The sequence below is a fragment of the Kocuria dechangensis genome (assembly GCF_014636775.1).
GTDB classification, from domain to species: Bacteria; Actinomycetota; Actinomycetes; order Actinomycetales; family Micrococcaceae; genus Kocuria; species Kocuria dechangensis.
In genome coordinates, this window is sequence record NZ_BMEQ01000004.1 from 200,545 (window position 1) to 226,072 (window position 25,528).

General features: G+C 73.3%; 21 protein-coding genes. 8 read left to right on the forward strand and 13 right to left on the reverse strand.

Going from position 1 to position 25,528, the window contains the following annotated elements; translation table 11 throughout:
* Positions 1 to 174: 174 nt before the first annotated feature.
* Positions 175 to 1,776 carry a chaperonin GroEL gene (groL, locus tag IEW07_RS05970; RefSeq protein ID WP_188535247.1) on the reverse strand — a complete coding sequence of 534 codons (1,602 nt, stop codon included), beginning with the start codon at positions 1,774 to 1,776 and terminating at the stop codon, positions 175 to 177.
* 143 nt (positions 1,777 to 1,919) lie between these two features.
* Positions 1,920 to 2,216, reverse strand: a complete 297-nt coding sequence (groES, locus tag IEW07_RS05975) for a co-chaperone GroES (protein WP_047801805.1) — start codon at positions 2,214 to 2,216, stop codon at positions 1,920 to 1,922.
* 425 nt (positions 2,217 to 2,641) lie between these two features.
* Here groES and IEW07_RS05980 point away from each other — a divergent pair, with 425 nt between their 5' ends.
* The 6 genes from IEW07_RS05980 to IEW07_RS06005 all read left to right on the forward strand — a co-directional run bounded on the left by IEW07_RS05980 (position 2,642) and on the right by IEW07_RS06005 (position 9,174).
* Positions 2,642 to 3,604 (forward strand): siderophore ABC transporter substrate-binding protein, encoded by a 963-nt coding sequence (locus IEW07_RS05980; RefSeq protein WP_188535249.1) that lies wholly within the window; start codon positions 2,642 to 2,644, stop codon positions 3,602 to 3,604.
* 144 nt (positions 3,605 to 3,748) lie between these two features.
* Positions 3,749 to 4,849, forward strand: a complete 1,101-nt coding sequence (locus tag IEW07_RS05985; RefSeq protein WP_188535251.1) for an ABC transporter permease — start codon at positions 3,749 to 3,751, stop codon at positions 4,847 to 4,849.
* Positions 4,846 to 5,877: an iron chelate uptake ABC transporter family permease subunit gene (locus IEW07_RS05990; protein WP_188535253.1), complete on the forward strand. Its 1,032-nt coding sequence runs from the start codon at positions 4,846 to 4,848 to the stop codon at positions 5,875 to 5,877. The genes IEW07_RS05985 and IEW07_RS05990 overlap by 4 nt, the downstream gene beginning before the upstream one ends.
* A 13-nt stretch (positions 5,878 to 5,890) precedes the next feature.
* Positions 5,891 to 6,649, forward strand: coding sequence for an iron ABC transporter ATP-binding protein (locus IEW07_RS05995; RefSeq protein WP_188535255.1), 759 nt, complete (start codon positions 5,891 to 5,893; stop codon positions 6,647 to 6,649).
* A 31-nt stretch (positions 6,650 to 6,680) separates the two neighbouring features.
* Entirely contained in the window at positions 6,681 to 7,973 is a 1,293-nt protein-coding gene (locus IEW07_RS06000; protein ID WP_188535257.1) for a THUMP-like domain-containing protein, read from the forward strand.
* A gap of 55 nt (positions 7,974 to 8,028) precedes the next feature.
* A complete protein-coding gene (locus IEW07_RS06005) occupies positions 8,029 to 9,174 on the forward strand; it encodes a glutamate--cysteine ligase (RefSeq protein ID WP_188535259.1) in 1,146 nt (381 codons plus the stop codon).
* 20 nt (positions 9,175 to 9,194) lie between these two features.
* Here IEW07_RS06005 and tsaD read toward each other — a convergent pair whose 3' ends face one another.
* The 5 genes from tsaD to alr form a co-directional block, all read right to left on the reverse strand.
* Complete coding sequence (gene tsaD, locus IEW07_RS06010) at positions 9,195 to 10,292, reverse strand: tRNA (adenosine(37)-N6)-threonylcarbamoyltransferase complex transferase subunit TsaD (protein WP_188535261.1); 1,098 nt, start codon at positions 10,290 to 10,292, stop codon at positions 9,195 to 9,197.
* On the reverse strand, positions 10,289 to 10,756 hold the full coding sequence (gene rimI / locus IEW07_RS06015; protein WP_188535400.1) for a ribosomal protein S18-alanine N-acetyltransferase: 468 nt from the start codon (positions 10,754 to 10,756) through the stop codon (positions 10,289 to 10,291). Before rimI ends, tsaD begins: the two co-directional genes overlap by 4 nt.
* Positions 10,757 to 10,794: 38 nt before the next feature.
* Positions 10,795 to 11,469, reverse strand: coding sequence for a tRNA (adenosine(37)-N6)-threonylcarbamoyltransferase complex dimerization subunit type 1 TsaB (tsaB, locus tag IEW07_RS06020; RefSeq protein WP_188535263.1), 675 nt, complete (start codon positions 11,467 to 11,469; stop codon positions 10,795 to 10,797).
* 126 nt (positions 11,470 to 11,595) lie between these two features.
* Entirely contained in the window at positions 11,596 to 12,156 is a 561-nt protein-coding gene (gene tsaE / locus IEW07_RS06025) for a tRNA (adenosine(37)-N6)-threonylcarbamoyltransferase complex ATPase subunit type 1 TsaE (protein WP_188535265.1), read from the reverse strand.
* A complete protein-coding gene (gene alr / locus IEW07_RS06030; protein ID WP_188535267.1) occupies positions 12,153 to 13,403 on the reverse strand; it encodes an alanine racemase in 1,251 nt (416 codons plus the stop codon). The genes tsaE and alr overlap by 4 nt, the downstream gene beginning before the upstream one ends.
* A gap of 80 nt (positions 13,404 to 13,483) precedes the next feature.
* On the opposite strand from alr, the gene IEW07_RS06035 reads away from it, so the two are divergent.
* Positions 13,484 to 14,794 (forward strand): glycosyltransferase, encoded by a 1,311-nt coding sequence (locus IEW07_RS06035; RefSeq protein WP_188535269.1) that lies wholly within the window; start codon positions 13,484 to 13,486, stop codon positions 14,792 to 14,794.
* Positions 14,791 to 15,579, forward strand: a complete 789-nt coding sequence (locus tag IEW07_RS06040) for a phosphatase (RefSeq protein ID WP_188535271.1) — start codon at positions 14,791 to 14,793, stop codon at positions 15,577 to 15,579. Before IEW07_RS06035 ends, IEW07_RS06040 begins: the two co-directional genes overlap by 4 nt.
* 156 nt (positions 15,580 to 15,735) lie before the next feature.
* Here IEW07_RS06040 and IEW07_RS06045 read toward each other — a convergent pair whose 3' ends face one another.
* The 6 genes from IEW07_RS06045 to glgX all read right to left on the reverse strand — a co-directional run bounded on the left by IEW07_RS06045 (position 15,736) and on the right by glgX (position 25,385).
* Positions 15,736 to 16,821, reverse strand: coding sequence for an inositol-3-phosphate synthase (locus IEW07_RS06045; RefSeq protein WP_188535273.1), 1,086 nt, complete (start codon positions 16,819 to 16,821; stop codon positions 15,736 to 15,738).
* A 196-nt stretch (positions 16,822 to 17,017) separates the two neighbouring features.
* Positions 17,018 to 17,719: a LysE family translocator gene (locus IEW07_RS06050; protein WP_188535275.1), complete on the reverse strand. Its 702-nt coding sequence runs from the start codon at positions 17,717 to 17,719 to the stop codon at positions 17,018 to 17,020.
* Positions 17,720 to 17,739: 20 nt separating this feature from the next.
* The gene (gene mgrA, locus IEW07_RS06055) at positions 17,740 to 18,822 is read right to left on the reverse strand and encodes an L-glyceraldehyde 3-phosphate reductase (protein ID WP_188535277.1); all 1,083 of its coding nucleotides are present in this window, start codon (positions 18,820 to 18,822) and stop codon (positions 17,740 to 17,742) included.
* A 53-nt stretch (positions 18,823 to 18,875) separates the two neighbouring features.
* The gene (gene treZ, locus IEW07_RS06060; RefSeq protein ID WP_188535279.1) at positions 18,876 to 20,750 is read right to left on the reverse strand and encodes a malto-oligosyltrehalose trehalohydrolase; all 1,875 of its coding nucleotides are present in this window, start codon (positions 20,748 to 20,750) and stop codon (positions 18,876 to 18,878) included.
* A 7-nt stretch (positions 20,751 to 20,757) separates the two neighbouring features.
* Positions 20,758 to 23,115 (reverse strand): malto-oligosyltrehalose synthase, encoded by a 2,358-nt coding sequence (gene treY, locus IEW07_RS06065; RefSeq protein ID WP_188535281.1) that lies wholly within the window; start codon positions 23,113 to 23,115, stop codon positions 20,758 to 20,760.
* Between the two features lie 83 nt (positions 23,116 to 23,198).
* Entirely contained in the window at positions 23,199 to 25,385 is a 2,187-nt protein-coding gene (glgX, locus tag IEW07_RS06070; RefSeq protein WP_188535283.1) for a glycogen debranching protein GlgX, read from the reverse strand.
* Between the last annotated feature and the right edge of the window lie 143 nt (positions 25,386 to 25,528).

The following is a 25,528-nucleotide window of genomic DNA, read 5'->3' on the forward strand; positions in this document are numbered from 1 at the left end:
GCGCGACCTGAGGAACGGCTGAACGGCAGCGGCTCGGCGGGAGCGGCTCGGCGGGAGCGGCTCGGCGGGAGCGGCTCGGCGGGAGCGGCTCGGCGGGAACGGCGACGGACCCGCCCACCGGTGGTGGGACGGGTCCGTCGGCAACCGGGCGCCGGACGCGGCGCCGGGCACGGCTCAGTGCTGGTGGCCGTGCTCCTGCGACTCGGCGGGCTTGTCCGTCACGAGGGTCTCGGTGGTCAGCACGAGCGCGGCGATGGAGGCCGCGTTCTGCAGGGCCGAGCGGGTGACCTTGACGGGGTCGATGATGCCCGCGGCGACCATGTCGACGTACTCGCCGGTGGCCGCGTCGTACCCGTGGCCCAGCTCGAGCTCGGCGACGCGGGCGGCGACCACGGCGCCGTCCTGGCCCGCGTTGCTCGCGATCCAGTACAGCGGCTGCTGCAGCGCGCGGCGGACGATCTTCAGGGCCGTGGCGGCGTCCCCGGTGAGCCCGAGGTCGGACTCGTCGAGGACCTTCGCCGCCTGGATGAGCGCGGTGCCGCCGCCGGAGACGATGCCCTGCTCGAGGGCCGCGCGGGTCGAGGACACGGCGTCCTCGATGCGGTGCTTGCGCTCCTTGGCCTCCACCTCGGTGGCCGCGCCGACCTTGATGACGGACACGCCGCCGGCCAGGCGCGCGAGGCGCTCCTGGAGCTTCTCGCGGTCCCACTCGGAGTCGGTGCGCTCGACCTCGGCGCGGATCGTGGCGACCCGCTCCTGGATCTGGGCCTCGGTCCCGCCGCCGTCGACGACGGTGGTGCTGCCCTTGGTGACCGTCACGCGGCGGGCGGTGCCCAGCTGCTCGAGGGTGACCTGCTCCAGGGTGATCCCCAGCTCGCTGGTGACGACCTCGCCGCCGGTGAGCACGGCGAGGTCCTGCAGGATCGCCTTGCGGCGGTCGCCGAAGCCCGGGGCCTTGAGGGCCACGACGTCGAGGGTCCCGCGCAGCTTGTTCACCACGAGGGTGGAGAGGGCCTCGCCCTCGACGTCCTCGGCGATGATCGTCAGGGGCTTCTTGGCCTGGAGGACCTTCTCCAGCACCGGCATGATCTCGGCGACGGAGGAGATCTTGCCCTGGTACATCAGCACCAGGGAGTTCTCCATGACCGCTTCCTGGCGCTCGAGGTCGGTGACGAAGGACGGGGAGAGGTAGCCCTTGTCGAACTGCATGCCCTCGGTGACCTCGAGCTCGACCTCGGTCGAGGAGCCGTCCTCGATGCTGATCACGCCGTCCTTGCCGACGGTGTCGAAGGCCTGGGCGATGAGCTGCCCGATCGCGGGGTCCTGGGCGGAGATCGTCGCGACGTGCGCGACGTTGGCGCCCTCGACGGGACGGGCGTTCGCGAGGAGGCGCTCGGAGACGGCCTCCACGGCCTTCTCGATGCCGCGCTTGAGGCTCAGCGGGTCGGCGCCGGCGGCCACGTTGCGCAGGCCCTCCTTGACCAGGGCCTGGGCCAGGACGGTCGCGGTGGTGGTGCCGTCACCGGCGACGTCGTTGGTCTTGGTCGCGACCTCCTTGGCGAGCTGCGCGCCGAGGTTCTCGTACGGGTCGTCGAGCTCGACCTCGCGGGCGATGGTCACGCCGTCGTTGGTGATCGTGGGCGCACCCCACTTCTTGTCGAGCACGACGTTGCGCCCGCGCGGGCCGAGGGTGACCTTGACGGTGTCGGCGAGCTTGTTCACGCCGTTCTCGAGGGACTTGCGGGCGGCATCGTTGAATGCCAGCTGCTTCGCCATGGACGATGGCTCCTTCTGGGTGGCTGGGGGTCCAGCGGGGAATGTCGGGGACGGGAGCGGCGAAGGGTGCCGGCCGCGGCCCGCCGGTGAAGCGGGTCGTGCGGCGGGCACCCTTCGTCAGGACTGCGCGGTGTGCGCGGGGTCTACTTCTCGACGACGGCGAGCACGTCGCGGGCGGGGAGCACCAGGTACTCCTCGCCGTTGTACTTGACCTCGGTCCCGCCGTACTTGGAGAAGATCACGACGTCGCCCTCCTTGACGTCGACCGGGATGCGGTTCCCGGAGTCGTCGACACGACCCGGGCCGACGGCCAGGACCTTGCCCTCCTGGGGCTTCTCCTTGGCGGTGTCGGGAATGACGAGACCGGACGCGGTGGTCTGCTCAGCGGCGAGCGGCTGAACGACGATGCGATCCTCGAGGGGCTTGATGGAGACCGACACGATCTCTCCCTTTCTGTAGGCGTGGAAAACAATGGGCGACCGCGGGCGGGGCCCGCCGTCGTGCTTCGGGCCGGTTGGCGCACCAACCGTCGTCGCGGTGCCGATCGATCGCCTGGCCCTTAGCACCCTCACCCGGAGAGTGCCAAGGCCAACTGTAGGAGGGGGCTGGCAGTCGGTCAAGGCGAGTGCCAGCGCGGCGGACGGGACGCGGCAGCCAGGGGCAATTAGGGCACACGGGTGTTGCCCAATGATTTGCCTCACCGGCCCGGCACCCCTTAGGTTGGCGCTAAGGCAGACCTAACCTCGGCCGAGACAGGGTGCCCTCCCCGACGACCCGCGCACAGGCGCGCAGGCCGTCGCGCCCACCGGACCCCCGACGGCGCCTCCCCGTGCGGGGCGCCGCCGGCCTTCGCAAAGGAACACCCATGACCCGCACCCTCCTGAAGCGCTCCAGCGCCCTGCTCGCCGCGGCCTCCGCCCTGGCCCTCGCCGGCTGCTCGACCGGCGGCGCCGCGTCCGCCGGCAGCGCCGAGAGCTCGGCGGCCGGGACCGTCAGCGTGGAGCACGCCCAGGGCACCACCGAGGTCCCGGCCGACCCGGAGAACGTCATCACCTACGACCTCGGCGTGCTCGACTCCCTCGAGGCCCTCGGTGAGGACGTCCAGGGCCTGCCCAAGGGCTCGAGCCTGCCGGAGCAGTTCTCGAAGTACGAGTCGGACGAGTACGTCAACGCCGGGGCCCTGAAGGAGCCGGACCTCGAGTCGGTCGCCGAGGCGGACCCGGACCTCATCATCATCTCGGGGCGCACCGCGGAGTACTACGACGAGCTGTCCGAGATCGCCCCCACGGTCGACCTGAGCATCGACCAGGCCGACGCCATGGCCTCCTTCACCGAGCAGTCCGAGACCCTCGGGCGGATCTTCGGCAAGGAGGCCGAGGTGGAGGAGAAGCTCGCCGCGATCGACGAGCAGATCGAGCGGACGAAGGCCGGTGCCGCGGACGCCGGCTCGGCCCTGTTCCTGCTGACCAGCGCGGGCGAGGTCAACGCCTACGGCCCCGGCTCCCGCTTCGGCAACATCGTCTTCGACGCCCTGGGCCTGGAGTCGGCCGCCCAGGTCGAGGCCGAGGGCACCCACGGCGAGGCCGTCTCCTTCGAGGCGATCGCCGACGCGAACCCCGACCGGCTCTACGTCATCGACCGCGACACCACGATCGGCGAGTCCGGCGACGCCGCCCAGCAGGTGCTGGACAACGAGCTCGTCAACGGCACCACCGCGGCCCGGGAGGACAGGATCACCTACCTCGACGGCGCCGGCTGGTACCTCGTGGGCTTCGGCCTGAACAACCTCCCGGCCATGATCACCGAGGTCGAGGACTCCCTGTCCTGACCCCGGGGCCGGGCTCCCGGGCCGTCCCGCGCGGCGATCGCCACCGCCCGCGCGGGACGGCCCGGCCCCCTCTCCTCCCGCGGCCGCCCCTGGGGGCGGCCGCCCCCGACCCGGAAGGTCCCCGATGACCGCCCACGCGCAGCGATGAACCCCGCCGCGACCACAGCCCCGGCCCCTGCGACCCCCGGCACCGTGCCGGCGGGTCCTCCGTCGCCGGGCGCGCCCTCGGGGTCCGCGGCGGCCGTCCCCGGGGCCTCCGGCCGGCGCAACGCCCGCCGCCTCGCCGCCGCGAGCGCCGTGGTGCTGCTGCTCGCCGTGGTGAGCACGTTCGTGGGCGTCCTCGACGTCACGCCCTGGTCCCTGTGGCACCAGCTGGTCTCCGGGGACGCCGACGGCTTCTGGGCCTCGACGGAGATCCTCGCGGTCTCCCGCCTCCCCCGCACCGCCTCCGTCGTCCTGGCCGGGACGGCCCTTGCCGTGGCGGGGCTGATCATGCAGCTGATGGTCCGCAACAAGTTCGTGGAGCCCTCGACCGTGGGCACGGTCGAGTCGGCCTCCGCCGGGCTGCTCGTGGTCAGCATCTTCCTGCCCGCCGCCCCGCTGATGGCGAAGATGGGCTTCGCCGCGGTGTTCGCGGTCGCCGGCACCGCGCTGTTCCTGCTGGTCCTCCAGCGCGTGCCGCTGCGCAACACCCTGCTCGTGCCGCTCGTGGGCATCATGCTCGGCAACGTCATCGCCTCCCTCACCACGTTCTTCGCCTACCGCTTCGATCTGCTGCAGACCCTCAACTCCTGGATGATCGGGGACTTCTCCGGGGTGATCCGCGGCCGCTACGAGCTGCTGTGGCTGGTCCTGGCCCTGACCGTCGTGGGCTACGTGGCCGCGGACCGGTTCACGGTGGCTGGCATGGGCCAGGAGTTCACGACGAACCTCGGCATCGACTACCGCCGGGTCATGGCCCTGGGCCTGACGCTCGTGGCGCTGATCTCCGCCGTCGTGGTGGTGACCATCGGCTCGATCCCGTTCCTGGGCCTCGTGGTCCCCAACCTCGTCTCCATGCTGATCGGGGACAACGTGCGCCGCACGGTCCCGTGGGTCGCCGTCTTCGGCGCGGGCTTCGTCCTGGTGTGCGACATCGTGGCCCGCGTGATCCGGTACCCGTACGAGATCCCGGTCGGCACCATCGTGGCCGTGGTCGGCGCGGCCCTGTTCCTGACCATGCTGCTGAGGGGGCGCCGCCGATGAGCGCCGGCACCTCCCCCCTGCCCCCCTCCGTCACCACCGCCCCGCGCCTGCGGCGCCGCCCGTCCCTGTCACCCGCCGCCCTGTCCCCCGCCGCGTGGATCGGCGTCCTCGCGGTGCTGGCCGCCGCCTCGGTCGCCCTCTACCTGACGGTGGACCTCGGCGGGAACCTCGGCTACGTCCTGCCGCGGCGGGTCAACCGGGTGCTGACCATGGTGCTCGTGGCCTACTCCGTGGGCGTGTCCACCGTGCTGTTCCAGACGATCACCGGGAACCGCATCCTCACCCCCTCCATCATGGGCTTCGACGCCCTGTACCTGCTGATCCAGACGGGGCTGGTGTTCTTCATCGGCTCCAGCGGGGTGGTCGCCCTCGGGTCCACCACCAAGTTCGGCGTCGAGCTGGCCCTCATGGTGGCGTTCAGCTGGGCGATCTACCGCTGGCTGTTCACCGGCTCCGGCACGTCCCTGCACCTGGTGCTGCTCGTGGGCATCGTCTTCGGCACCATGTTCCGGGGCGTCTCCTCCCTGCTGCAGCGGCTGCTGGAGCCCAGCGAGTTCGTCGTCCTGCAGGACGCGATGTTCGCGTCCTTCACGAACGTGGACACCGGCCTGCTGCGCGTGTCCTTCGTCCTGGTCGGCCTGGCCAGCCTCGTGGTCCTCGGGCTGCGCCGCCAGTTCGACGTCCTGGCCCTGGGCCGGGACACCGCGATCAGCCTGGGCATCGACCACGCCCGGGTGGTCACCGCCGTCCTCGTGGTCTGCTCCGTGCTCGTGGGCGTGTGCACCGCGCTGGTCGGGCCCATCACCTTCTTCGGCCTCATCGTGGCGAACCTGGCCTACGCGCTGTGCCGCCGGTTCCGGCACCGCCACGTCCTGCCGATCGCGGTGCTGCTCGGGATCATCGCCCTCGTGGGCGGGCAGGTGGTCCTCGAGCAGGTCTTCGCCTTCGACACGGCGCTGAGCATCGTGATCGAGTTCGCGGGCGGGCTGCTGTTCCTCGTCATGCTGCTGCGGGGGTCCATCAAGTGAGAAGGAGTGCACCGTGATCGAACTGACCGGCCTCACCAAGAGGTACGGGTCCCGGACGGTCGTCGACCGCGTCTCGGGGACCATCGAGGCGGGCGGGATCATCTCGATCATCGGCGCCAACGGCGCCGGGAAGTCGACCCTCCTGTCGATGGCCGCGCGGCTGCTGCCGATGGACGAGGGCACGGTCTTCGTGGACGAGCTGGACGTCCTCTCGACCCCCTCGGACCAGCTCGCCCGGAAGCTGTCCATCCTGCGTCAGGAGAACACCCTGAGCGTGCGGCTGAGCGTGCGGGACCTCGTGGCCTTCGGCCGCCACCCGCACAACAGGGGCCGGCACACCGCCGAGGACCGGGAGCACGTGGACCGCGCCCTGCGCTACCTCCAGCTGGACGAGCTCGCGGACCGCTACGTCGACGAGCTCTCCGGCGGGCAGCGGCAGCGGGCGTTCATCGCGATGGTGATCGCCCAGGACACCGACTACGTCCTGCTGGACGAGCCCCTCAACAACCTGGACATGAAGCACGCCGTGGAGATGATGCAGTTGCTGCGGCGGATGGCGCACGACTTCGGCAAGACCGTGGTGCTGGTCATCCACGACATCAACTTCGCGTCCTGCTACTCGGACCGCATCATGGCCATGAAGGACGGGGCGCTGGTCCACCACGGCACGCCCGAGCAGATCATGCGCCCCGAGGTGCTGCGGGACGTCTACGGCATCGACATCCGCGTCGAGCAGATCGACGGCCACCGCATCGGCATCTACTTCGCCTGACGCCCCCGCCCCTCCGGCAGAACGGTCCCCCATGAGCCCCGACGCCCCCGCCGACCCGCGCGAGATCGCGCCCCTGCTGACCGCGGAGGGCATGGCGCTGCTCGACTCCCTGGGCCCCTACGACGAGGCCGACGCCCTGCGCGCCGCGTCCCGGCTGCGGGCCGAGGGCTTCGACCCGGGCCTGGTCTCCGCGGCCCTCACCCAGTCCCGGCTGCGCACGCGGGCCCGCGAGAAGTTCGGCGACTTCGCCGGGCACATGCTCTTCACGAAGGCCGGCCTGGAGCAGGCCACCCGGCTGCGCGTGGCCGCGCTGCACGCCCGGCGCTTCGCCGACGCGGGCCTCGCCCACGTGGCCGACCTCGGCTGCGGGATCGGCGCGGACGCCATGGCCCTGGCCGCCCTCGACCGGCGCGTCACCGCCGTGGAGCTCGACGAGACCACCGCGGCGGTCGCCACCGTCAACCTCACCCCCTTCCCGGAGGCCACGGTCGTGCACGCCGACGTCGAGTCGCTGGACCTCGCCGCGCTGCCGGGCGGGATGCCCGACGGGGTGTGGCTGGACCCGGCGCGGCGCACGACGTCGTCCTCCGGCACCCGGCGGATCTTCGACCCCGAGGCGTTCTCCCCGCCCCTGTCCTTCGCCCAGGCGCTCGCCGCGCGCGGGCTGCCCGTCGGCGTGAAGATGGGCCCCGGCATCCCCCACGAGGCCGTGCCCGCCGGGTGCGAGGCCCAGTGGGTCTCCGACCGCGGGGACGTGGTCGAGGCGGTGCTGTGGTTCAACGCCGTGGCCCGCCCGGGCGTGCGGCGGGCCGCGCTCGTGCTCGGCGAGCACGGGGCCGCGGAGCTGGTCAGCCCCCGCGACGCCGACCCCGGGCACGAGGAGGCCGAGGTGGGCCCCGTGGGCGCCTGGCTGTACGAGCCCGACGGCGCGGTGATCCGCGCCGGACTCGTCGCGGACCTCGCGCGGCAGCTGGGCGCGCGGCTGATCCACCCGCGGATCGCCTACCTCACCTCGGACGAGCTCGTGCGCACGCCGCTCGCCCGGGCCTACCGGGTGCGGGAGGTGCTGCCGCACACCGTCAAGGTGCTCAGGCGGTGGGTGCGGGAGCACGAGGTCGGCACCCTGGAGATCAAGAAGCGCGGCACGGACGTGACCCCCGAGCAGCTGCGCCGCCAGCTCGCCCCCAGGGGCCCGAACCGGGCCACGCTCGTGGTGACCAGGACGGCGCCCGGCGGCACGCACGGTGGCCCGGGCGGCGGCCCGGGCGGCGGCGCCGACGCCGCCGAGAAGCGCGTGGTGCTGGTCGTCGAAACCGTAGACTGAGGGACCCGAGGGTGGTGGCCCCACCCGCTCGCCGACGCACGTAAGGACCTGCCGCGTGGAGATCTCGTTCGCCCGCTCCGACCAGTCGACGCTCGGCGTCGAGTGGGAAATCGCCCTCGTGGACAGCGCCACCGGCGACCTCGTCCCCCGCGGCCGGGAGATGTACGAGGCCGTCCTGGCCGGACACCCCGAGTGGAGCGAGCACGGCAACCACCCCCACCTGACCGGGGAGTTCCTGCTGAACACGGTGGAGATGGTCACCGGCGTGTGCCGGGACGTGGCCGCCTCCACGGAGCAGCTGTCCACCATGATGGACGAGATCCGCGGCGTCGCCGGCCCGCAGGGACTGGAGATCTTCGCTGCCGGCACCCACCCCTTCGCGCGCTGGCAGGACCAGCAGGTCACCGACAAGCACCGCTACCACAAGCTCGTGGACCGGACCCAGTACTGGGGCCGGCAGATGGTCATCTACGGAGTGCACGTGCACGTGGGCCTGGACACCCCGGGCAAGGCCCTGCCGGTGCTCGACGGGCTGCTCACCTACTACCCCCACCTGCTGGCGCTGTCCGCCAACTCCCCCTTCTGGGCGGGCGAGGACACCGGCTACGCGTCCCAGCGCTCCATGATCTTCCAGCAGCTGTCGACGGCCGGGCTGCCCTACCACTTCGCGTCCTGGGACGAGTACGAGAAGTGCGTGACGGACATGATCTCCACGGGGATCATCGACGAGCTCAGCGAGTGCCGCTGGGACGTGCGCCCGGTGCCCCGTCTCGGCACCACCGAGGTCCGGTTCTGCGACGGGCTCTCCACGCTGTGGGAGGTGGGGGCCCTCACCGCCCTCACCCAGTGCCTCGTGGACTCCCTCTCCCGGGACGTCGAGGCCGGCCGCGCCCCGGAGCGGCTGCAGCCCTGGCACATCCGCGAGAACAAGTGGCGGGCGGCCCGCTACGGCCTCGACGCCGAGATCATCACGGACCCCCGCAACACGGAGCGGGAGCTCTGCGAGGACCTCAGCGCGCTGCTGGACCGGCTCGAGCCGGTCGCGGCGCGGCTGGGCTGCTCGAAGGAGCTCTCCGACGTGGAGCGGATCATGCAGGAGGGCGCCGGCTACCAGCGCCAGCGGGCGGTCGCCGCCGCGAACGGCGGGGACCTGCACGCCGTGGCCCTCGACATCGTCCGCAGGACCCGCGAGAACGCCTGAGCGCGGGCGCCCGGCGGCGCTCAGACCGAGACGGTCGTCACCGGCAGGGACGGGTCCACGGCGAAGCCCAGGTCCGAGGGGGCACGGCCCTCGGCGACCACGCGCGCGGCGAGCGCGGCGACCATCGCCCCGTTGTCCGTGCACAGGGACAGCTTGGGCACCACGAGCTCGATGCCGTGCGCGGCGCAGCGCTCCGCCGTGAGCTCCCGCAGCCGCGAGTTCGCGGCCACGCCGCCGCCCAGCAGCAGGGTGGTCAGGCCCTGCTCGGTGCACGCGAGCACGGCCTTGCGGGTGATGACGTCGGCCACGGCCTCCTGGAAGGACGCCGCGACGTCCTCCACCGGGACCGGCTCGCCCTCGGCCTCGTAGGCCTCGACGACGCGGGCCACGGCGGTCTTGAGCCCGGAGAAGGAGAAGTCGTAGCGGTGCGGGCCGGGCTTCTCGGCGGAGCCCATGTACTTGCCCGCGGTGAGCCCGCGGGGGAGGCGGAAGGCGGTGGGGTCACCGCGGCGGGCGGCCGCGTCGATGGCGGGCCCCCCGGGGTAGTCGAGGCCGAGCACGCGGGCGACCTTGTCGTAGGCCTCCCCCGCGGCGTCGTCGAGGGTGGCCCCGAGCAGGCGCACGTCCCGGGTCAGGTCCTCGACGGCCAGGATCTCGGTGTGCCCGCCGGAGACGAGCAGCGCCCCGAGCCCGCGGGGCAGCCCGTCGTCGAACGCCCCCTGGAAGCCCTCGATCCCCGAGTCCTCGAGCACGCCCACGCCGACGTGGGCCACGAGGTGGTTGATCGCGTACAGCGGCTTGCCCGTGGCCACGGCGAGGGCCTTCGCGGCGGCGACCCCGACCATCAGCGCGCCGGAGAGGCCCGGGCCGGAGGTCACCGCGATTGCGTCGAGGTCCTCGAGCGCCACCCCGGCGGTGTCCAGCGCGGCGCGCAGGGTCGGGACCATGGCGTCCAGGTGGGCGCGGGAGGCGATCTCCGGGATCACGCCGCCGAAGCGCACGTGCTCGTCCATGGAGGAGGAGACGGTGTTGGCCAGCAGCGTCCGGCCGCGGACGACGCCCACGCCGGTCTCGTCGCAGGACGACTCGATGCCCAGCACCAGTGGTCCGTCGGTCATGGGGTGGCTCCCTCGGAGGTCGTCGTGCCGGGCTCCGCCGGGCGGGTGAGGTCGCAGCGCATGACGATCGCGTCGGCGCCGTCGCGGTAGTAGCGGGGCCGGGTGTGGATCTGCTCGTAGCCGAAGCGGCGGTAGAGCTCCTGGGCGCGGGGGTTGTCCGCCCGCACCTCGAGCAGCATCTCCGTGGCGCCGAGCTCCACGGCCTGTCCGTGCAGGGTGCGCAGCAGGGCCGAGCCGATCCCGCGGCCCTCGTGCTCGGGGAGCACGGCGATCGTCTGGACGTCGCCGACCGGGGGGATGCACATCAGCCCCGCGTAGCCGACGATCGCGCCGTCCTGCTCGGCGACCCAGTACCAGCACACGGGCTGGGCGAGCTCGGCGAAGAACATCTCGAGCGGCCAGGCGTCCACCGGGAACAGCCGCCGCTCGAGGGCGTGCACCACGGCGACGTCCTCGGGGACCATCCGGCGCAGGGTCCAGCAGCCGGGCTCCGGGGCGGGGCTCACGCGCTCGCCCGCTTCCGCGGGCCGGGGACCTTCGCGTCGGACTCGCGCAGGTACAGCGGGGTCGTGTCCGGGGACAGGGCCTCCCCGCGGGCCGCGCGGCGCACGGCGGCGAGGCCCAGCGACGACGCCGTGGGCTGCGCCTCGGCGAACTCCGCCACGGGACGGGCCAGCCGGTCGGCGTAGAGGCCCGCGCCGCGCCCGTAGGCGGGCAGCTCCGGCAGCTGCCCGGCGGCGGCCACGCCGGGGCCGCCGACCGGCCGGGGCCCGTCCTCGGCGAGCGCGAAGCGGGCCCAGTAGACCTCCTTGCGGCGGGCGTCGGTGAGCACGAGGAACTCGTCGTGGCCGGCGGCGCGGGCGGCGCCCGCGGCGTCCTGGGCCACGGCCTCGAGGCTCATCAGCCCGTGAAGCGGAAGGTCCCACGCGAAGGCGAGAGCCCGGGCCGTCGCGATCCCCGCGCGCAGGCCCGTGAAGGGGCCGGGGCCGGTGCCCACGAGGATCCCGCCGAGGTCCGCGCCGGTGAGGCCGCGGTCGGCCAGTAGCGCGCGGACGGCGGGGGCCAGGACCTCGGCGTGGGAGCGGGTGTCCGGGCTCGCGAAGCTGCCCAGCACCTCGCCGCCGCCCGTGACAAGGGCGGCGGAGGCGACGGCGGAGGAGTCCAGGCAGAGAAGCACCCGGCCATTCTAGTGCCCGCCCGGCGGAGGCGTCGGCCCCGCGGGCGACGGCTGCGGGCGGGCCGGGGTCAGGGGATCAGGGCCGGGCCGTGGGGGTCAGAGCTTCGGCGGTCAGAGCTTCGGCGGTCAGAGCCGCGGGGGCCCTCCCGCCCAGCGCGGGCCGACACCGGTGAGGGTGATGCGCCGGGGCTCGGCGTCGTCGGCCTCCTCGCCTTCCTCCTCGCTCTCCTCGGCCGGGCCGGTGAGGTCGCCGAGGTCCAGGGGGTCGGCGCCCACGGCGCGCTCGAGGGAGACCTCCAGGCGGGAGTCGGAGAGGTGCTCGACCAGGCCGGTCCCCCACTCGACCACGGTCACGGCCGTGTCCACGGTGTCCTCGAGGTCGATGTCGTCGACCTCCGCGGGCGAGGACAGCCGGTACGCGTCCACGTGGACGAGGTCGGGCCCGCCCGGGCGGGGGCCGTCGGGGGCGCTGGGGTGGCGGCGCACCAGCACGAACGTGGGCGAGATGATGCCCTCGCGCACGCCGAGGCCGCGGCCCAGGCCCTGGGTGAACGTCGTCTTCCCGGCGCCGAGCTCGCCGGTGAGAACCACCAGGTCCCCGGCGCGCAGCTGGGCCCCCAGGCGCTCCGCGAGGGCCTGCGTCTGCTCGGGCCCGTCCACGACGACGGTCCGGGTCCACGCGCTCACGCCGGCTCCCCGTCCGCGTGCTCCGCGGGGCGCTGCCCGCCCTCCCCCGGGCCGTCCACGTAGAGGCGGGGAACCCGCGGGGAGACCCGGGTGACGATCTCGTAGTTGATGGTGCCGGCGGCGTCGGCCCACTCGGTCGCGGACGGGTTCTGCCCCGCCCCGAACAGGACGGCCTCCGCGCCGAGCAGCCCGTGCTCGGGCGCGGACAGGCCCGGCGCGCCCAGGTCCACGACGATCTGGTCCATCGCGACCCGGCCGACCTCGGGGTAGGTCCTGCCGTTGATCCGCACCGGCCCGCCGGTGCCGACCCGCGGCACGCCGTCCGCGTAGCCCAGGGGCACGAGGGCCAGGGTGGTGGGCCGGTCGGTGACGTAGTTCAGCCCGTAGGACACGCCCTGCCCGGCGGGCACCTCCTTGACCGCGTTGACGGTGGTGCGCAGCGTCATCGCCGGGACCAGGTCGAGGTCCTCGGGGGTGCGGTCCGGGAACGGCGAGAGGCCGTAGAGGGAGACGCCCACCCGCACCATGTCCAGGACCATCTCGTCCGGGCGCTCGCGGCCCGCGGCGGAGAGCAGCCCGGGCGAGTTCGCCGCGTGCCGGAGGGCGGGGCGCAGCCCGGCGGCCCGGGCTGCGTCCACGGCGGCGCGCAGGCGGGCGAGCTGCTCGCCCGTCTCGGGCCGGGCCGGGTCGTCGGCCACGGCCAGGTGCGTGAAGATCCCGACCACGCGCACCAGCCCCGCGGCCTCCGCCTCCGCGGCCGCGGCGACGAGCCGCGGCCACTGCTGCTCCGTGGCGCCGTTGCGGCCCAGGCCCGTGTCGATCTTGAGGTGGACCCGCGCGGTGACGCCGAGCGCGCGGGCGGCCTCGGCGACGGGGGTCAGCTCCCAGCCGCTCACCCCGATCTCCACGTCCTGCGCCAGCGCCGCGCGGAAGTCGGTGTCCACGGTGTGCAGCCAGGCGAGGACCGGCGCGGTGATGCCGGCCGCCCGCAGCTCCAGGGCCTCGCCCACGTGGGCGACGCCCAGCGCGTCGGCACCGGCCTCCAGCACGGCGCGGGCGACGGGCACGGCCCCGTGGCCGTAGGCGTCGGCCTTGACCACGGCCATCAGGCGGGCGGGGGCGGCCAGGCCGCGCAGCCGGCGCACGTTGTGGCGGACCGCTGCGAGGTCGACGACGGCGCTGCGCTCGGCGGGAGGGGCGAAGGCCGCGGCGGGTGCGGGGGACAGTACGGGTTCGGCACGGTTCACCCCCCTATTGTCGCACCGGCCGGCCCGGGGCCGTGCTCGCCCCGGGTGCCCGGCCGCGGCCCGGCGGCTACAGTTGAGCCGTGCCCGATGCCGCCCTCCACGTCCTCCTCGTCAGCCTGCACACCTCGCCCCTCGAACAACCGGGGTCCGGGGACGCGGGCGGCATGAACGTCTACGTGCGCCACCTCGCCGCGGGCCTCGCCGACGCGGGGCACACCGTGGACATGGCCGTCCTCGACCGTTCCCCGGACGCCCCCGGCGCGGAGGGGCTGCGCGCCGAGTCCGTCGGCCCGGGGATGCGGCTGCTCACCGTGACCCTGCCGGGCGCGGCCGGGGCCGCCAAGGAGGACCTGCCCCGCTTCGTCGACCCCTTCGCCGCCGTCCTCGGCGCCGCGCTGGACGCCGAGGACCGGCGCCCCGACGCCGTGCACGCCCACTACTGGCTCTCCGGGGCGGCGGGCCGCGTCCTCGCGGACGAGTGGGGCGTGCCCCTCGTCCTGAGCCTGCACACCACGGCCCGGGCGAAGAACCTGCGGGCCGCCCTGGGCGAGGGTCTCGAGCCGGAGGAGCGCGCCGCGGCCGAGGAGGCGCTCGTCGCCCGCGCCGAGGCGACGGTCGTCAACACCGGGGCCGAGGCCCACCAGATGCTCGAGCTCTACGACGCGGACCCCGCGCGCCTGGCGGTGATCGCCCCCGGCGTGGACCTGGGCGTCTTCCACCCGGCGGGGCCCGCGAACTCCCCCGCGGCTTCTCCCGGCGTCTCCCCCGGGGCCGGCGACGGCCCGGGCACCGCGGCCCGGCCGCTGCGGCTGCTGTTCGCCGGGCGGCTCCAGGCCCTGAAGGGCCCGCAGGTGCTCGTCGAGGCACTCGCCCGCATCCGCGAGCTCGCCCCCGACCTCGTGGTGGAGCTGGAGATCACCGGGGTGGGCGCGCCCTCGTTCATCGGGGCGCTGCGGGCGCGGGTCCGGGAGCTGGGGCTCGGGGACTCCGTGGTGTTCTCGCCGGCGCTGCCGGCGCAGGAGCTCGCCGCGCGGATGCGCCGGGCCGACGCCGTCGTCGTCCCCTCCTCCTCCGAGACCTTCGGGCTCGTGGCGCTCGAGGCCCAGGCCTGCGGGACGCCCGTGCTCGCCACGGACGTCGACGGCCTGCGCACCGCCGTCCTGCACGGGGCCACCGGCCGGCTCGTCCGGGACCGCGCCCCCGGCACGTGGGCGCGCGCCGTCGTGGACCTCGCCCGTGACCCGGAGGCCCTCCGGCGCCTGGGCGCGGCCGCCGCGCGCCGGGCGCGGGAGTACTCCTGGGAGCGCACGGCCCGCGCCACCGTGGACGCCTACGGGCGGGCGGGGGTACGCGACGGTAGCCGCCGGCAGCTGAATACACTCGAACGGTGACGAATCCTCCCCTTCCCCCCGAAGACCTCGCACGCCACCTCGACCTGCACCGCATCACCGGGAACGTCGCGACCCCCCGGGAGGCGAACCTGCGCAACATCCAGGGTTTCCTGGACGGCGACGAGCACCAGCACATGGGCGTGGTGCGCACCCGCGAGTGGACCTACGACGATGTGTTCGCCCTGATGCGCGATCGCGTCGGCATCTCCCCCGACCCCGAGCACCGGCAGGGCCAGGACACGATCGGCGCCCACCTGACCCTCGCGGCGCTGGAGCGCTACGCGCGGGTGTTCGGGGAGGTCGTCGCCGCCGGCGGCCGTCTCCTGTTCGCGACCGGCCACCCCGCGGGGCTGTTCCCCGTCTACGCCCAGTTCGCCCGGGTGGCCCGCCGCGCCGGCGCGCACGTGGTCCAGGTCCCGGACGGCTTCGCGTTCGAGGACGGCGACGTCCGTCAGATCGAGCACGTCGTGATGGTGGAGCAGTACGGCGGGCTGCGCCACACGCACTATCCCACCCCCATGGCCCTCACCCTGCAGAGGCTGCGCCGGGACGGGCAGAACCCGCCGGACCTCGTGGTCGCCGACCACGGCCTCGCCGGCGCCGCCGGCTCGCGCGGGCTGCGCACCATCGCGTTCGCCGACTGCAACGACCCGGGGGTGTTCGTGGCCGAGGCCCAGGGCCAGGTGGAGGTCGCCGTGCCGCTGGACGACAACCTCCCCCCGCGCGTCTACGACCCCCTCACGGCGTTCGTGCTGCACCGGGCGGGCCTGGAGGAGTTCGTCTAGACGACCGGTGCGCCGGGGTTCAGCGGTCGTCGGCCGGAGGACCTGCCGGCAGCGCCGGGCCGCATGGACTCGGGCCCCGTGACGGTGCGCCTGCCCCGGACAGCAGAGGACCCCCGCACCGTGGGGTGCGGGGGTCCTCTGCTGTCCGGGGTGTGCTCAGCGCTCGAGCTCCCCGCGGATGAACGCCTCGAGGTTGGCCCGGGCGGTCTCGTCGGCCTGCTGCTGGGGCGGGGACTTCATGAAGTACGCCGAGGCGGAGGTCAGGGGCCCGCCGATGCCGCGGTCCAGGCCGATCTTGGCGGCGCGGATCGCGTCGATGATCACCCCGGCCGAGTTGGGGGAGTCCCAGACCTCCAGCTTGTACTCCAGGGAGATCGGGGCGTTGCCGAAGCCGTGGCCCTCGAGACGGACGAAGGCGAACTTCCGGTCGTCGAGCCACTCGACGTAGTCGGAGGGGCCGATGTGCACGTCCCGGGTGCCGAACTCGCGGGCCACGTTGGAGGTCACGGCCTGCGTCTTGGAGATCTTCTTGGACTCGAGGCGGGAGCGCTCGAGCATGTTCATGAAGTCCATGTTCCCGCCCACGTTGAGCTGGTAGGTGCGGTCCAGCACGTACCCGCGGTCCTCCAGCAGCTTCGCCAGCACCCGGTGGGTGATCGTGGCCCCCACCTGGGACTTGATGTCGTCGCCGACGATCGGCACGCCGGCGGCAGTGAACTTCTCCGCCCACTCCGGGGTCCCCGCGATGAACACGGGCAGGGCGTTGACGAACGCCACCCCGGCGTCGATCGCGGCCTGGGCGTAGAAGCGGTCGGCCTCCTCGGAGCCCACGGGCAGGTAGGACACCAGCACGTCGACGTCGGCGTCCTTGAGGGCCTGCACGACGTCCACCGCCTCGGCGGTGGACTCCTCGACCATCTCGCGGTAGTAGGCCCCCAGACCGTCCAGGGTGGGCCCGCGCTTCACCGTCACGCCGGTGTGCGGGACCTCCGCGAAGGTCATCGTGTTGTTCTTCGAGGAGTGGATGGCCTCGGACAGGTCCAGGCCGACCTTCGCGGCGTCGACGTCGAACGCCGCCACGAACGCCACGTCGTTGACGTGGTAGTTGCCGAACTGGACGTGCATCAGCCCCGGGACGGACTGGGCGGGATCGGCCGCGGCGTAGAAGTGGACGCCCTGGACGAGGGACGAGGCGCAGTTGCCGACGCCCGCGATGGCCACACGGATCGGGTGGTGGGACACGGTTCTCCTTTGTCGATGGTCGTCTGCCTCCCGTCCCGGGCGCACGCCAGGGAGACGCCCGTTCCGGCGTCCGGGGAGCAGCAGGGAAGACTCAGCGGTCCAGTCTAGACCCGCGGCCGAGACGGCACAGAACCGGCCCCTCACTCAGCGGGGACGGGCCGGGCCCCACCCCGGGGACGGAGCGGCACCCGCCGGGTCACAGGGCGCTGAGCAGCAGGCCCAGCGCCAGCACCAGGAACAGGGCGCCGGAGGCGAGCTCCACCGCGGCGGCGTTGCGGCGGAAGCGGACGGCGAGCCGCTCGACGGAGCCCATCCACGCCACGGCCGTGAACCATGCCAGGCCCACGGCCACGAGGAGCACGAAGACCAGGACGTTCTCCCACCAGCGGGCGCCGGCGGGGACCACGTTGGCGAACAGGGCCACGAAGAAGACGATGGCCTTCGCGTTCGAGAGGTTCGTCACGAGGCCGAGCACGAACGCCCGCAGCGGGGTGGGCGTGCGCCCCGGCGGGGCCGCGGGGAGGGACTCCCCGGACGGTCCCGGGGACGGGGCCCCGCCCGGGTCCGCGGGACCGTCCCCCGCCGGGACGGCGGCGCGGGCGGCCCGGGCGGCGAGACCGGCCCGGATCCCGCCCACGCCCAGCCAGCCCAGGAACAGGGCCCCGGCCACCTGGATCAGGCCCTGTAGCGCGTCGGCCCGCCCGATCAGCACGGTCACCCCGGTGAGGGAGAGCGTGATCCACAGGAGGTTGCCGGTCATCACGCCCACCGCCGTGAGCACCCCGGCCAGGCGGGAGCCCAGCGACGCGTTGCGCAGGATCACCAGGACGTCCGGGCCGGGCGCGACGATCCCGGCGATCCACAGCCCGAGCAGGGCGAGGTACTGCGAGGCCTCCATGGGTCAGCGGCTCCCGGCCGTCACGCGTGCTTGGAGTCCTGGGCGCCCGCCCAGATGTTGATGTCCGAGTCGAAGGCCAGCCGGTCGATCTCCGCCAGCTCCTCGGCCGTGAACTCGAGGTTGCGCACGGCGCCGACGTTGTCCTCGATCTGCTCCGGGGAGGAGGCGCCCACGAGCGCGGTGGTGACCTGCCCGTCCGCCTGCTCGCGCAGCACCCAGGCGAGCGCCATCTGGGCCAGCGACTGCCCGCGGCCCGCCGCGATCTCGCGCAGGCCCCGGATCCTCCCGAGGGTGGTCTCCGTCAGCCACTCCGGGTCCAGGGACTTCTCCGCCGCGGCCCGCGAGTCGGCGGGGACGCCGTCGAGGTACCGGTCGGTGAGCATGCCCTGGGCGAGGGGCGTGAACACGATGGAACCCATCCCGGCCTGCGTGAGGGCGCCGAGCAGGGACGTCCCGCTCTCGGACGGCGCCTCGATCCACCGGTTGAGCATCGAGTAGGAGGGCTGGTGGATCAGCAGCGGCGTGCCCAGCCCGCGCATGATCTCCTGGGCGCGGAGGGTGAGCTCCGCGTTGTAGGAGGAGACGCCCACGTAGAGCGCCCGGCCGGACCGGACGATGTGGTCGAGGGCCCGCATGGTCTCCTCGAGCGGGGTCTCGGGGTCCGGGCGGTGGTGGTAGAAGATGTCGACGTAGTCCAGGCCCGTGCGGCGCAGGGTCTGGTCCAGGGAGGACACCAGGTACTTGCGGGAGCCGCCGAAGCCGTAGGGGCCCGGCCACATGTCCCACCCGGCCTTCGAGGAGATCACGAGCTCGTCCCGGTAGGGGGCGAGGTCCTGCTCCAGGATCGTGCCGAAGTTCACCTCGGCGGCGCCGGCCGGCGGCCCGTAGTTGTTGGCGAGGTCGAAGTGCGTCACGCCGAGGTCGAAGGCCTTGCGCAGCGTGGCCCGCTGGGTCTCCAGCGGCTTGTCGTCGCCGAAGTTGTGCCACAGGCCGAGGGAGATCGCGGGCAGCTTCAGCCCCGACTCCCCCACGCGGCGGAAGGGCATGGTCTCGTAGCGGTCCGCGGCGGGGACGTAGCGGGCGTCGGGTCCGTAGGTCAGCACGGAGGGCCTTTCGTGGTCGGGAGGGGATGGCGGGGCGGGGCGGGCGGGCCGGCTCACCAGCGGACGACGGCCGCGCCGTGGGCGGGCAGCGCGGCGAGCGCGCCGCCGTCGGGCCCGGCCGTGAGGGAGACCTCGCCGGAGCGGAAGAGCACCTCGGCGTCCGCCCGGCCGGGGAACGGCGCGCGCGCCGGCGCGGCGCCGAAGTTCAGCAGGACGGCGACCCCGTGCGGGGAGCCGGGGTGCGCGGCGCGGCTGAGCACGAACCAGCGCGCGTCGTCGTCGTGGGCCGTGGCGATCGTGTCGAAGCGCGGGTCGGTCAGCTCGGGCACGGAGCGGCGCAGGGCGATCAGCTCGCGGTAGGCCGCCAGCACGCGGGCGTGCCCGTCGCGCCCCGGCTCCGCCCAGTCCAGGCGGGAGTTCTCGAAGGTGGAGGGCGCCTGCGGGTCCGGGACCGTGGACTCGTCCCAGCCCATGGACGCGAACTCGGCCTTGCGGCCCTGTGCGACGGCCTCGCCCAGCTCGGGCTCGGGGTGGGCGGTGAAGAACTGCCACGGGGTGGAGGCGCCCCACTCCTCCCCCATGAACAGCATGGGGGTGAACGGCTGGGTCAGCAGCAGGGTCGCGCCGAGCACCAGCTGCTCGGGCGTCAGCGTCGCGCTGATCCTGTCCCCGGCGGCACGGTTGCCCACCTGGTCGTGGTTCTGGATGCAGGTGACGAACTGCCACGGCTGCACGCGGCGCTTGTCGACCGGCCGGCCGTGGTGGCGGCCCCGGAACGTGGACATGGTGCCGTTGTGGTAGAACGCCTCCCGCATCACCTTGTCGAGGGTCTCCAGGGACGCGAAGTCGGCGTAGTAGCCCTGCGTCTCCCCGGTGAGCGCCACGTGGGCGGCGTGGTGGAAGTCGTCGAGCCACTGCCCGGTCATGCCCAGCCCGTTGGCCGCGGTGGGCGTGATCATGCGGGGGTCGTTGAGGTCGGACTCCGCCACGGTGAACAGCGGCTTGCCCGTCTCCACGCCGACGCGCTCCACGCGGTCGGCGATCTCCTCCAGGATGTGAAGCGCCCGGTGGTCCTGCAGCGCGTGCACGGCGTCCAGGCGGAAGCCGTCCACGTGGTAGTCGCGCAGCCACATCTCCACGTTGTCCAGGATGTACTCGCGCACCCCGTCGGAGCCCCACCCGTCCAGGTTGATGAGGTCGCCCCACGTGCTGGCGCCGGGCTTGAAGTACTCGGCGAACAGCGGCAGGTAGTTCCCCGAGGGCCCCAGGTGGTTGTAGACGACGTCCTGGATGACGCCGATCCCCCGCTGGTGGCAGGCGTCCACGAAGCGCTGGTAGGCCGCCGGCCCGCCGTAGGACTCGTCGACGGTGTACCAGAGGACGCCGTCGTAGCCCCAGTTGTGCTCGCCGTTGAACCCGTTGACGGGCAGCAGCTCGACGAAGTCCACGCCGAGCTCCACCAGGTGGTCGAGCCGCTCGACCGCGGAGTCGAGGGTCCCGCCGGGGGTGAAGGTGCCGACGTGCAGCTCGTAGATCACGGACCCGGCCAGCGTGCGGCCCTTCCACGCGGCGTCGCCCCAGGTGTGCTCGGCGGGGTCGAAGGTGCAGGAGAGGTCGTGCACGCCCTGCGGCTGGCGGCGGGAGCGCGGGTCGGGCAGCACGTCGGAGACCTGGGTGCGCTCCTCCGCGGTGCCCTCGTCGAAGGTCTTGGTCAGGACGTAGCCGTAGCGGACCGTCCCGGCGGGGACCTCGGCGTCGTCGGGGAGGGTCCACCAGCCGTCGCGGCGGGCGGCGGGGCCCTCCGCGGAGCCCTCGGGCAGGGCGGCGGCGGGGACCATGCGGTGGTCCACGCCCTCGATCCGGACGTCGACGTCCTTGGCGTGGGGGGCCCAGACGTCGAAGCGGTTCAGGTGCTCTCGGGTGCTCATGGGGTGCTCAGGAGTCCTTCCGGCGCAGCAGCGCCACGGGGTAGTCGGCCAGCAGGTCGGCCAGCGCCACGGCGCCGGTGTGGGGACGGCGGGTCAGCACGTCCTCCCAGTCGCCCGTGGGCAGGTCGAGGGTCTCGGCGGCGAACCCGCCCGCGGCGGCGAGGCCCAGGGGCAGGCGGGTGGCCACGGCCACGGCGCCGCCGCGGTCGAACGCGAAGACGTGCTCGGCCAGCGGGCCGGAGGCGGCCAGGGGGGTGTAGCCGGTGAACAGCCCGGGGTGGTCCCGGCGCAGCCGCAGGGCCCGGCTGGTGAGGAGCAGCTTGGCGGCGGCGTCGGGGCCCACGGCGGGTGTGCCCTGCGCGGAGCCGGTGACGGAGCTGTCGAGCCGTTGGAGCATCTCCGCCCGCTGCGCGAAGTCGACCGGCCGGCGGTTGTCGGGGTCCACGAGGGATGCGGCCCACAGCTCGGAGCCCTGGTAGACGTCGGGCACGCCGGGCATGGTGAGCTGGACGAGCTTGGCGGAGAGCCCGTTGGCCCAGCCCGCGGCGGTGACGTGCTCGGCGAAGCCCTCGACGACGGCCCGCATCTCGGGGTCGTGCAGCACCAGGTCGACGAACCGGGTCAGGCGCTCCTCGAACCCTGTGTCGCCGTCGACCCACGCGGTGGAGTTCCCGGCCTCGCGGGCGGCCTTGAGGGCGTAGTCGGTGATCCGGTCCTGCTCGACGGGCCAGGCCCCGACCAGGGCCTGCAGCACGAGGTTGACCAGGGGCCCGTCGCCCACGAGGACGCCGGCCCGCTCGGCGAGCCGCTTCACGGTCCCGACCACGCCGGCCCACTGCTCGGCGGCCTCGGCGAGGACCGTGATCCGGGCCCGCACTGCCTCGGAGCGCTTGGTGTCGTGGGTGGAGAGCGCCGTCATGGCCAGGGGCTCCTCGGCGGCCCGGCGGGCGAGCTCGGCGTGGGCCTCCGCGGGCGCCACCGCGAAGTGCGACGGGTCGCCGCCGACCTCGGTGAGGGAGGTCAGCCGCGTGAAGCGGTAGAACGCGGTGTCCTCGACGCCCTTGGCCATGACCATGCCGGAGGTCTGCTGGAAGCGCCGGGCCAGCTCGCCCAGCTCGGCGTCGTCCGCGGCGTCGGCGCCGAGCAGCCGGCCGAGGGTCGCCAGGGCGCCGGCGAGCTCGGGGCGGCGGGCGCGGGCGGCGTCGAGGGCCGTCCGGAGGTGCTCGGCGCCCTCGGGCAGGTAGCTGCGGTAGACGGGGAAGTTCGCGAGGACCTCCGCGATGGCGTCCGCGGCCTCCTCGTGGCCGAGCCCGGCGTCGGCGGGCACGGCCCGGGCGAGGCGCAGCACCTCGGCGCGCAGCGCGCCGTCGGCCATGGCGCGCTTGGTGCCGTGGATCAGCTCGTCCCACTCCACGGGCTCGCCGCCGCGCAGGCGGGCGTCGAGGCTGGTGAGGGCGTACTCCCCCGCGGGGTCGGTGAGCAGCCGGTCGACCACGCCGAGGGCGTCGTAGCCGGTGGTGCCCTGGGTGGCCCAGTCCCGGGGCAGCCGCTCGCCGGGCTCGAGGATCTTCTCGACGACGACGTAGGCACCGCCGGTGAGCTCCTTCAGCTGCTCGAGGTACGCCTTGGGGTCCCGCAGCCCGTCCGGGTGGTCGATCCGCAGGCCGTCGACGAGGCCCTCGTCGATCCACCGCCGGATCTCGGCGTGCGACTCGTCGAAGACCTCGGGGTCCTCGACGCGCACCCCGGCGAGCGTGGCCACGGTGAAGAAGCGGCGGTAGTTGAGCTCGGTGTCCCCGCGGCGCCAGTTGATCAGCTCGTAGTGCTGCCGGGCGTGGACGTCCTTCGGGTCGTCGCCCTCCGCCCAGGTGCCCTCGGCCAGGGGGTAGACGTTGTCGTAGTAGCGCAGCGTGCCGTCCTCGACGCGCAGCTGCTCCAGCTCGCCGTCGCCGTCGCCCAGCACGGGGATCAGCACCTTGCCGCCGCCGGCCTCCCACTCCACGTCGAACGCCTTCGCGTAGCGGGAGTCCCGGCCCTCGGCCAGCAGGGACCACCACCAGGGGTTCTGCCGCGGCACGGCCACGCCCTGGTGGTTGGGGACGATGTCGACGAGCACGCCCATCCCCCGCGCGTGCGCGGCGTCCGACAGGGCCTTCAGCCCGGCGGCGCCCCCGCGGACGGGGTCGATCTCGGCGGGGGACGCGACGTCGTAGCCGTGGTCGGAGCCGTCGACGGCCCGCAGGATCGGGGAGAGGTAGACCCAGTCGGCGCCGAGGTCGTGGAGGTAGTCCACGAGGCCCGCCGCCCGGTCGAGGGTCAGGTCGGAGGTGATCTGCAGTCGGTAGGTCGAGGTAGGTGTGCGCACCGGACCAGTCTGTCGGGAGGACCCCGAAAACGCCAGCAGGCTGTCGACCCGTGTCCGGGTCGACAGCCTGCTGGCGTGCCGGGTCACTGGTCCTGCGGCGCCTTCGCGTAGGCGGCCACGGAGGCGGCGACCGATGCGTCCGGCTCCTCCTCGGGCTGCTCGTAGGCGCGCAGCACGACCATCGACTTGCCCGCCAGGGTGAGCGTGCTGCGGGCCTTGCGGATCTGCCCGTCGGAGTGCTCCCCCGCGGTGTCGAGGACGGCCTCCCACTGCCGGCCGTAGCGCACCGGCGGCAGCTTGTACTTCACGGGCTCCGGGTTGGAGTTGAAGTACATGATGAAGTTCACGTCCGTGATGGGCCGGCCGCGCATGTCCACCCCGGCGATGCCGTGGCCGTTGAGCCACATGCCCATGGCGCGGGACAGGGGCTCGTCCCAGTCGGCGGGCTTCATCGGCGAGCCGTCGGCGTTGAGCCAGGCGATGTCCGGCATGGGCCGGCGGGTGTCGTCCTCGTCCATCTCGACGGGGCGCCCGTCGAAGAAGTTCGAGCGGCGGAACGTCGGGTGGTCGTGGCGCAGGTGGATCACGGCGGACGTGAACTCGACCAGCGGCCCGTCCATGTTCTCCCAGTTGATCCACGAGAGCTCGTTGTCCTGGCAGTACGTGTTGTTGTTGCCGTTCGTCGACCGGCCCAGCTCGTCGCCGTGCAGCACCATGGGGGTGCCCTGGGACAGCAGGAGGGTGGCGAGGAAGTTGCGCTGCTGGCGGGCCCGCAGGGCGAGGATCTTCGGGTCGTCCGTGGGGCCCTCCACGCCGCAGTTCCAGGAGCGGTTGTGGGACTCCCCGTCGTTGTTGTCCTCGCCGTTGGCCTCGTTGTGCTTCTCGTTGTAGGACACGATGTCCCGCAGCGTGAAGCCGTCATGGGCGGTGACGAAGTTGATCGAGGCGAACGGGCGCCGGCCGGTGTGCTCGTAGAGGTCGGCGGAACCGGTGATGCGGGAGGCGAACTCCCCGAGGCTCGCCGGCTCGCCGCGCCAGAAGTCGCGCACGGTGTCCCGGTACTTGCCGTTCCACTCGGTCCACTGCGGCGGGAAGTTGCCCACCTGGTAGCCGCCGGGGCCGATGTCCCACGGCTCCGCGATCAGCTTGACCTGCGAGACGACCGGGTCCTGCTGGACGAGCTCGAAGAAGGTGGCCAGCTTGTCGACGTCGTAGAACTCGCGGGCGAGGGTCGCGGCGAGGTCGAAGCGGAAGCCGTCCACGTGCATCTCGGTCACCCAGTAGCGCAGGGAGTCCATGATCAGCTGCAGCGAGTGGGGGTGGCGGACGTTGAGGGAGTTGCCGGTGCCCGTGTAGTCCATGTAGAACTTCTGGTCGTCCTCCACCGTGCGGTAGTAGGCCTGGTTGTCGATGCCCTTCATGGACAGCGTGGGGCCCAGGTGGTTGCCCTCGGCCGTGTGGTTGTACACCACGTCGAGGATGACCTCGATGTCGGCCTGGTGCAGGGCCTTGACCATGGCCTTGAACTCCTGGACCTGGCCGCCGAGGTCGTTGGTGGAGTGGTACTCGTTGTGGGGGGCGAAGAACCCGATGGTGTTGTAACCCCAGTAGTTGCGCAGGCCCTTCTCGAGCAGCGTGCTGTCCTGCACGAACTGGTGCACGGGCATGAGCTCGATCGCGGTGACCCCGAGCTTCTGCAGGTGCGCGATGACGGCGGGGTGGGCAACGCCGGCGTACGTGCCGCGCTGCTCCTCCGGCACCTCGGGGTGCAGCTCTGTGAGGCCCTTGACGTGCGCCTCGTAGATCACGGACTTGTGGTACGGCGTGCGGGGGGTGCGGTCGCCCTCCCAGTTGAAGAAGGGGTTGATCACCACGCCCATTGCCATGTGGGGGGCCGAGTCCTCGTCGTTGAACGAGTCCTCGTCGCCGAAGTTGTAGGAGAACAGCGGCTGGGCCCAGTCGAACTGGCCCGCCACGGCCTTGGCGTAGGGGTCGAGCAGCAGCTTCGACGGGTTGCAGCGCTGGCCCTCCGCGGGGTTCCACGGACCGTGCACGCGGTAGCCGTAGCGCTGGCCGGGCTGGACCTGCGGGAGGTAGCAGTGCCAGACGTAGCCGTCCTGGGCTGCGACCTCGATCCGGTTCTCGGTGCCGTCCTCGTCGAACAGGCACAGCTCGACCTTCTCCGCCACCTCGCTGAAGAGCGCGAAGTTCGTACCGTTGCCGTCGAATGTCGCACCGAGGGGATACGCATGACCGGGCCAGACTTCCATGGGGGATCTCCTGTCACGCCCGCCGGGCAGGGGTCACCCTCAGCGGACTGCAAATGTGGCTAGTGGTCTTAACCTTAGCCGGAGCACGGCGCCGCCCCCGCCGCGGGCCGTGCGGCGAGAGCCCGGACCGCGCCGGGACGCCG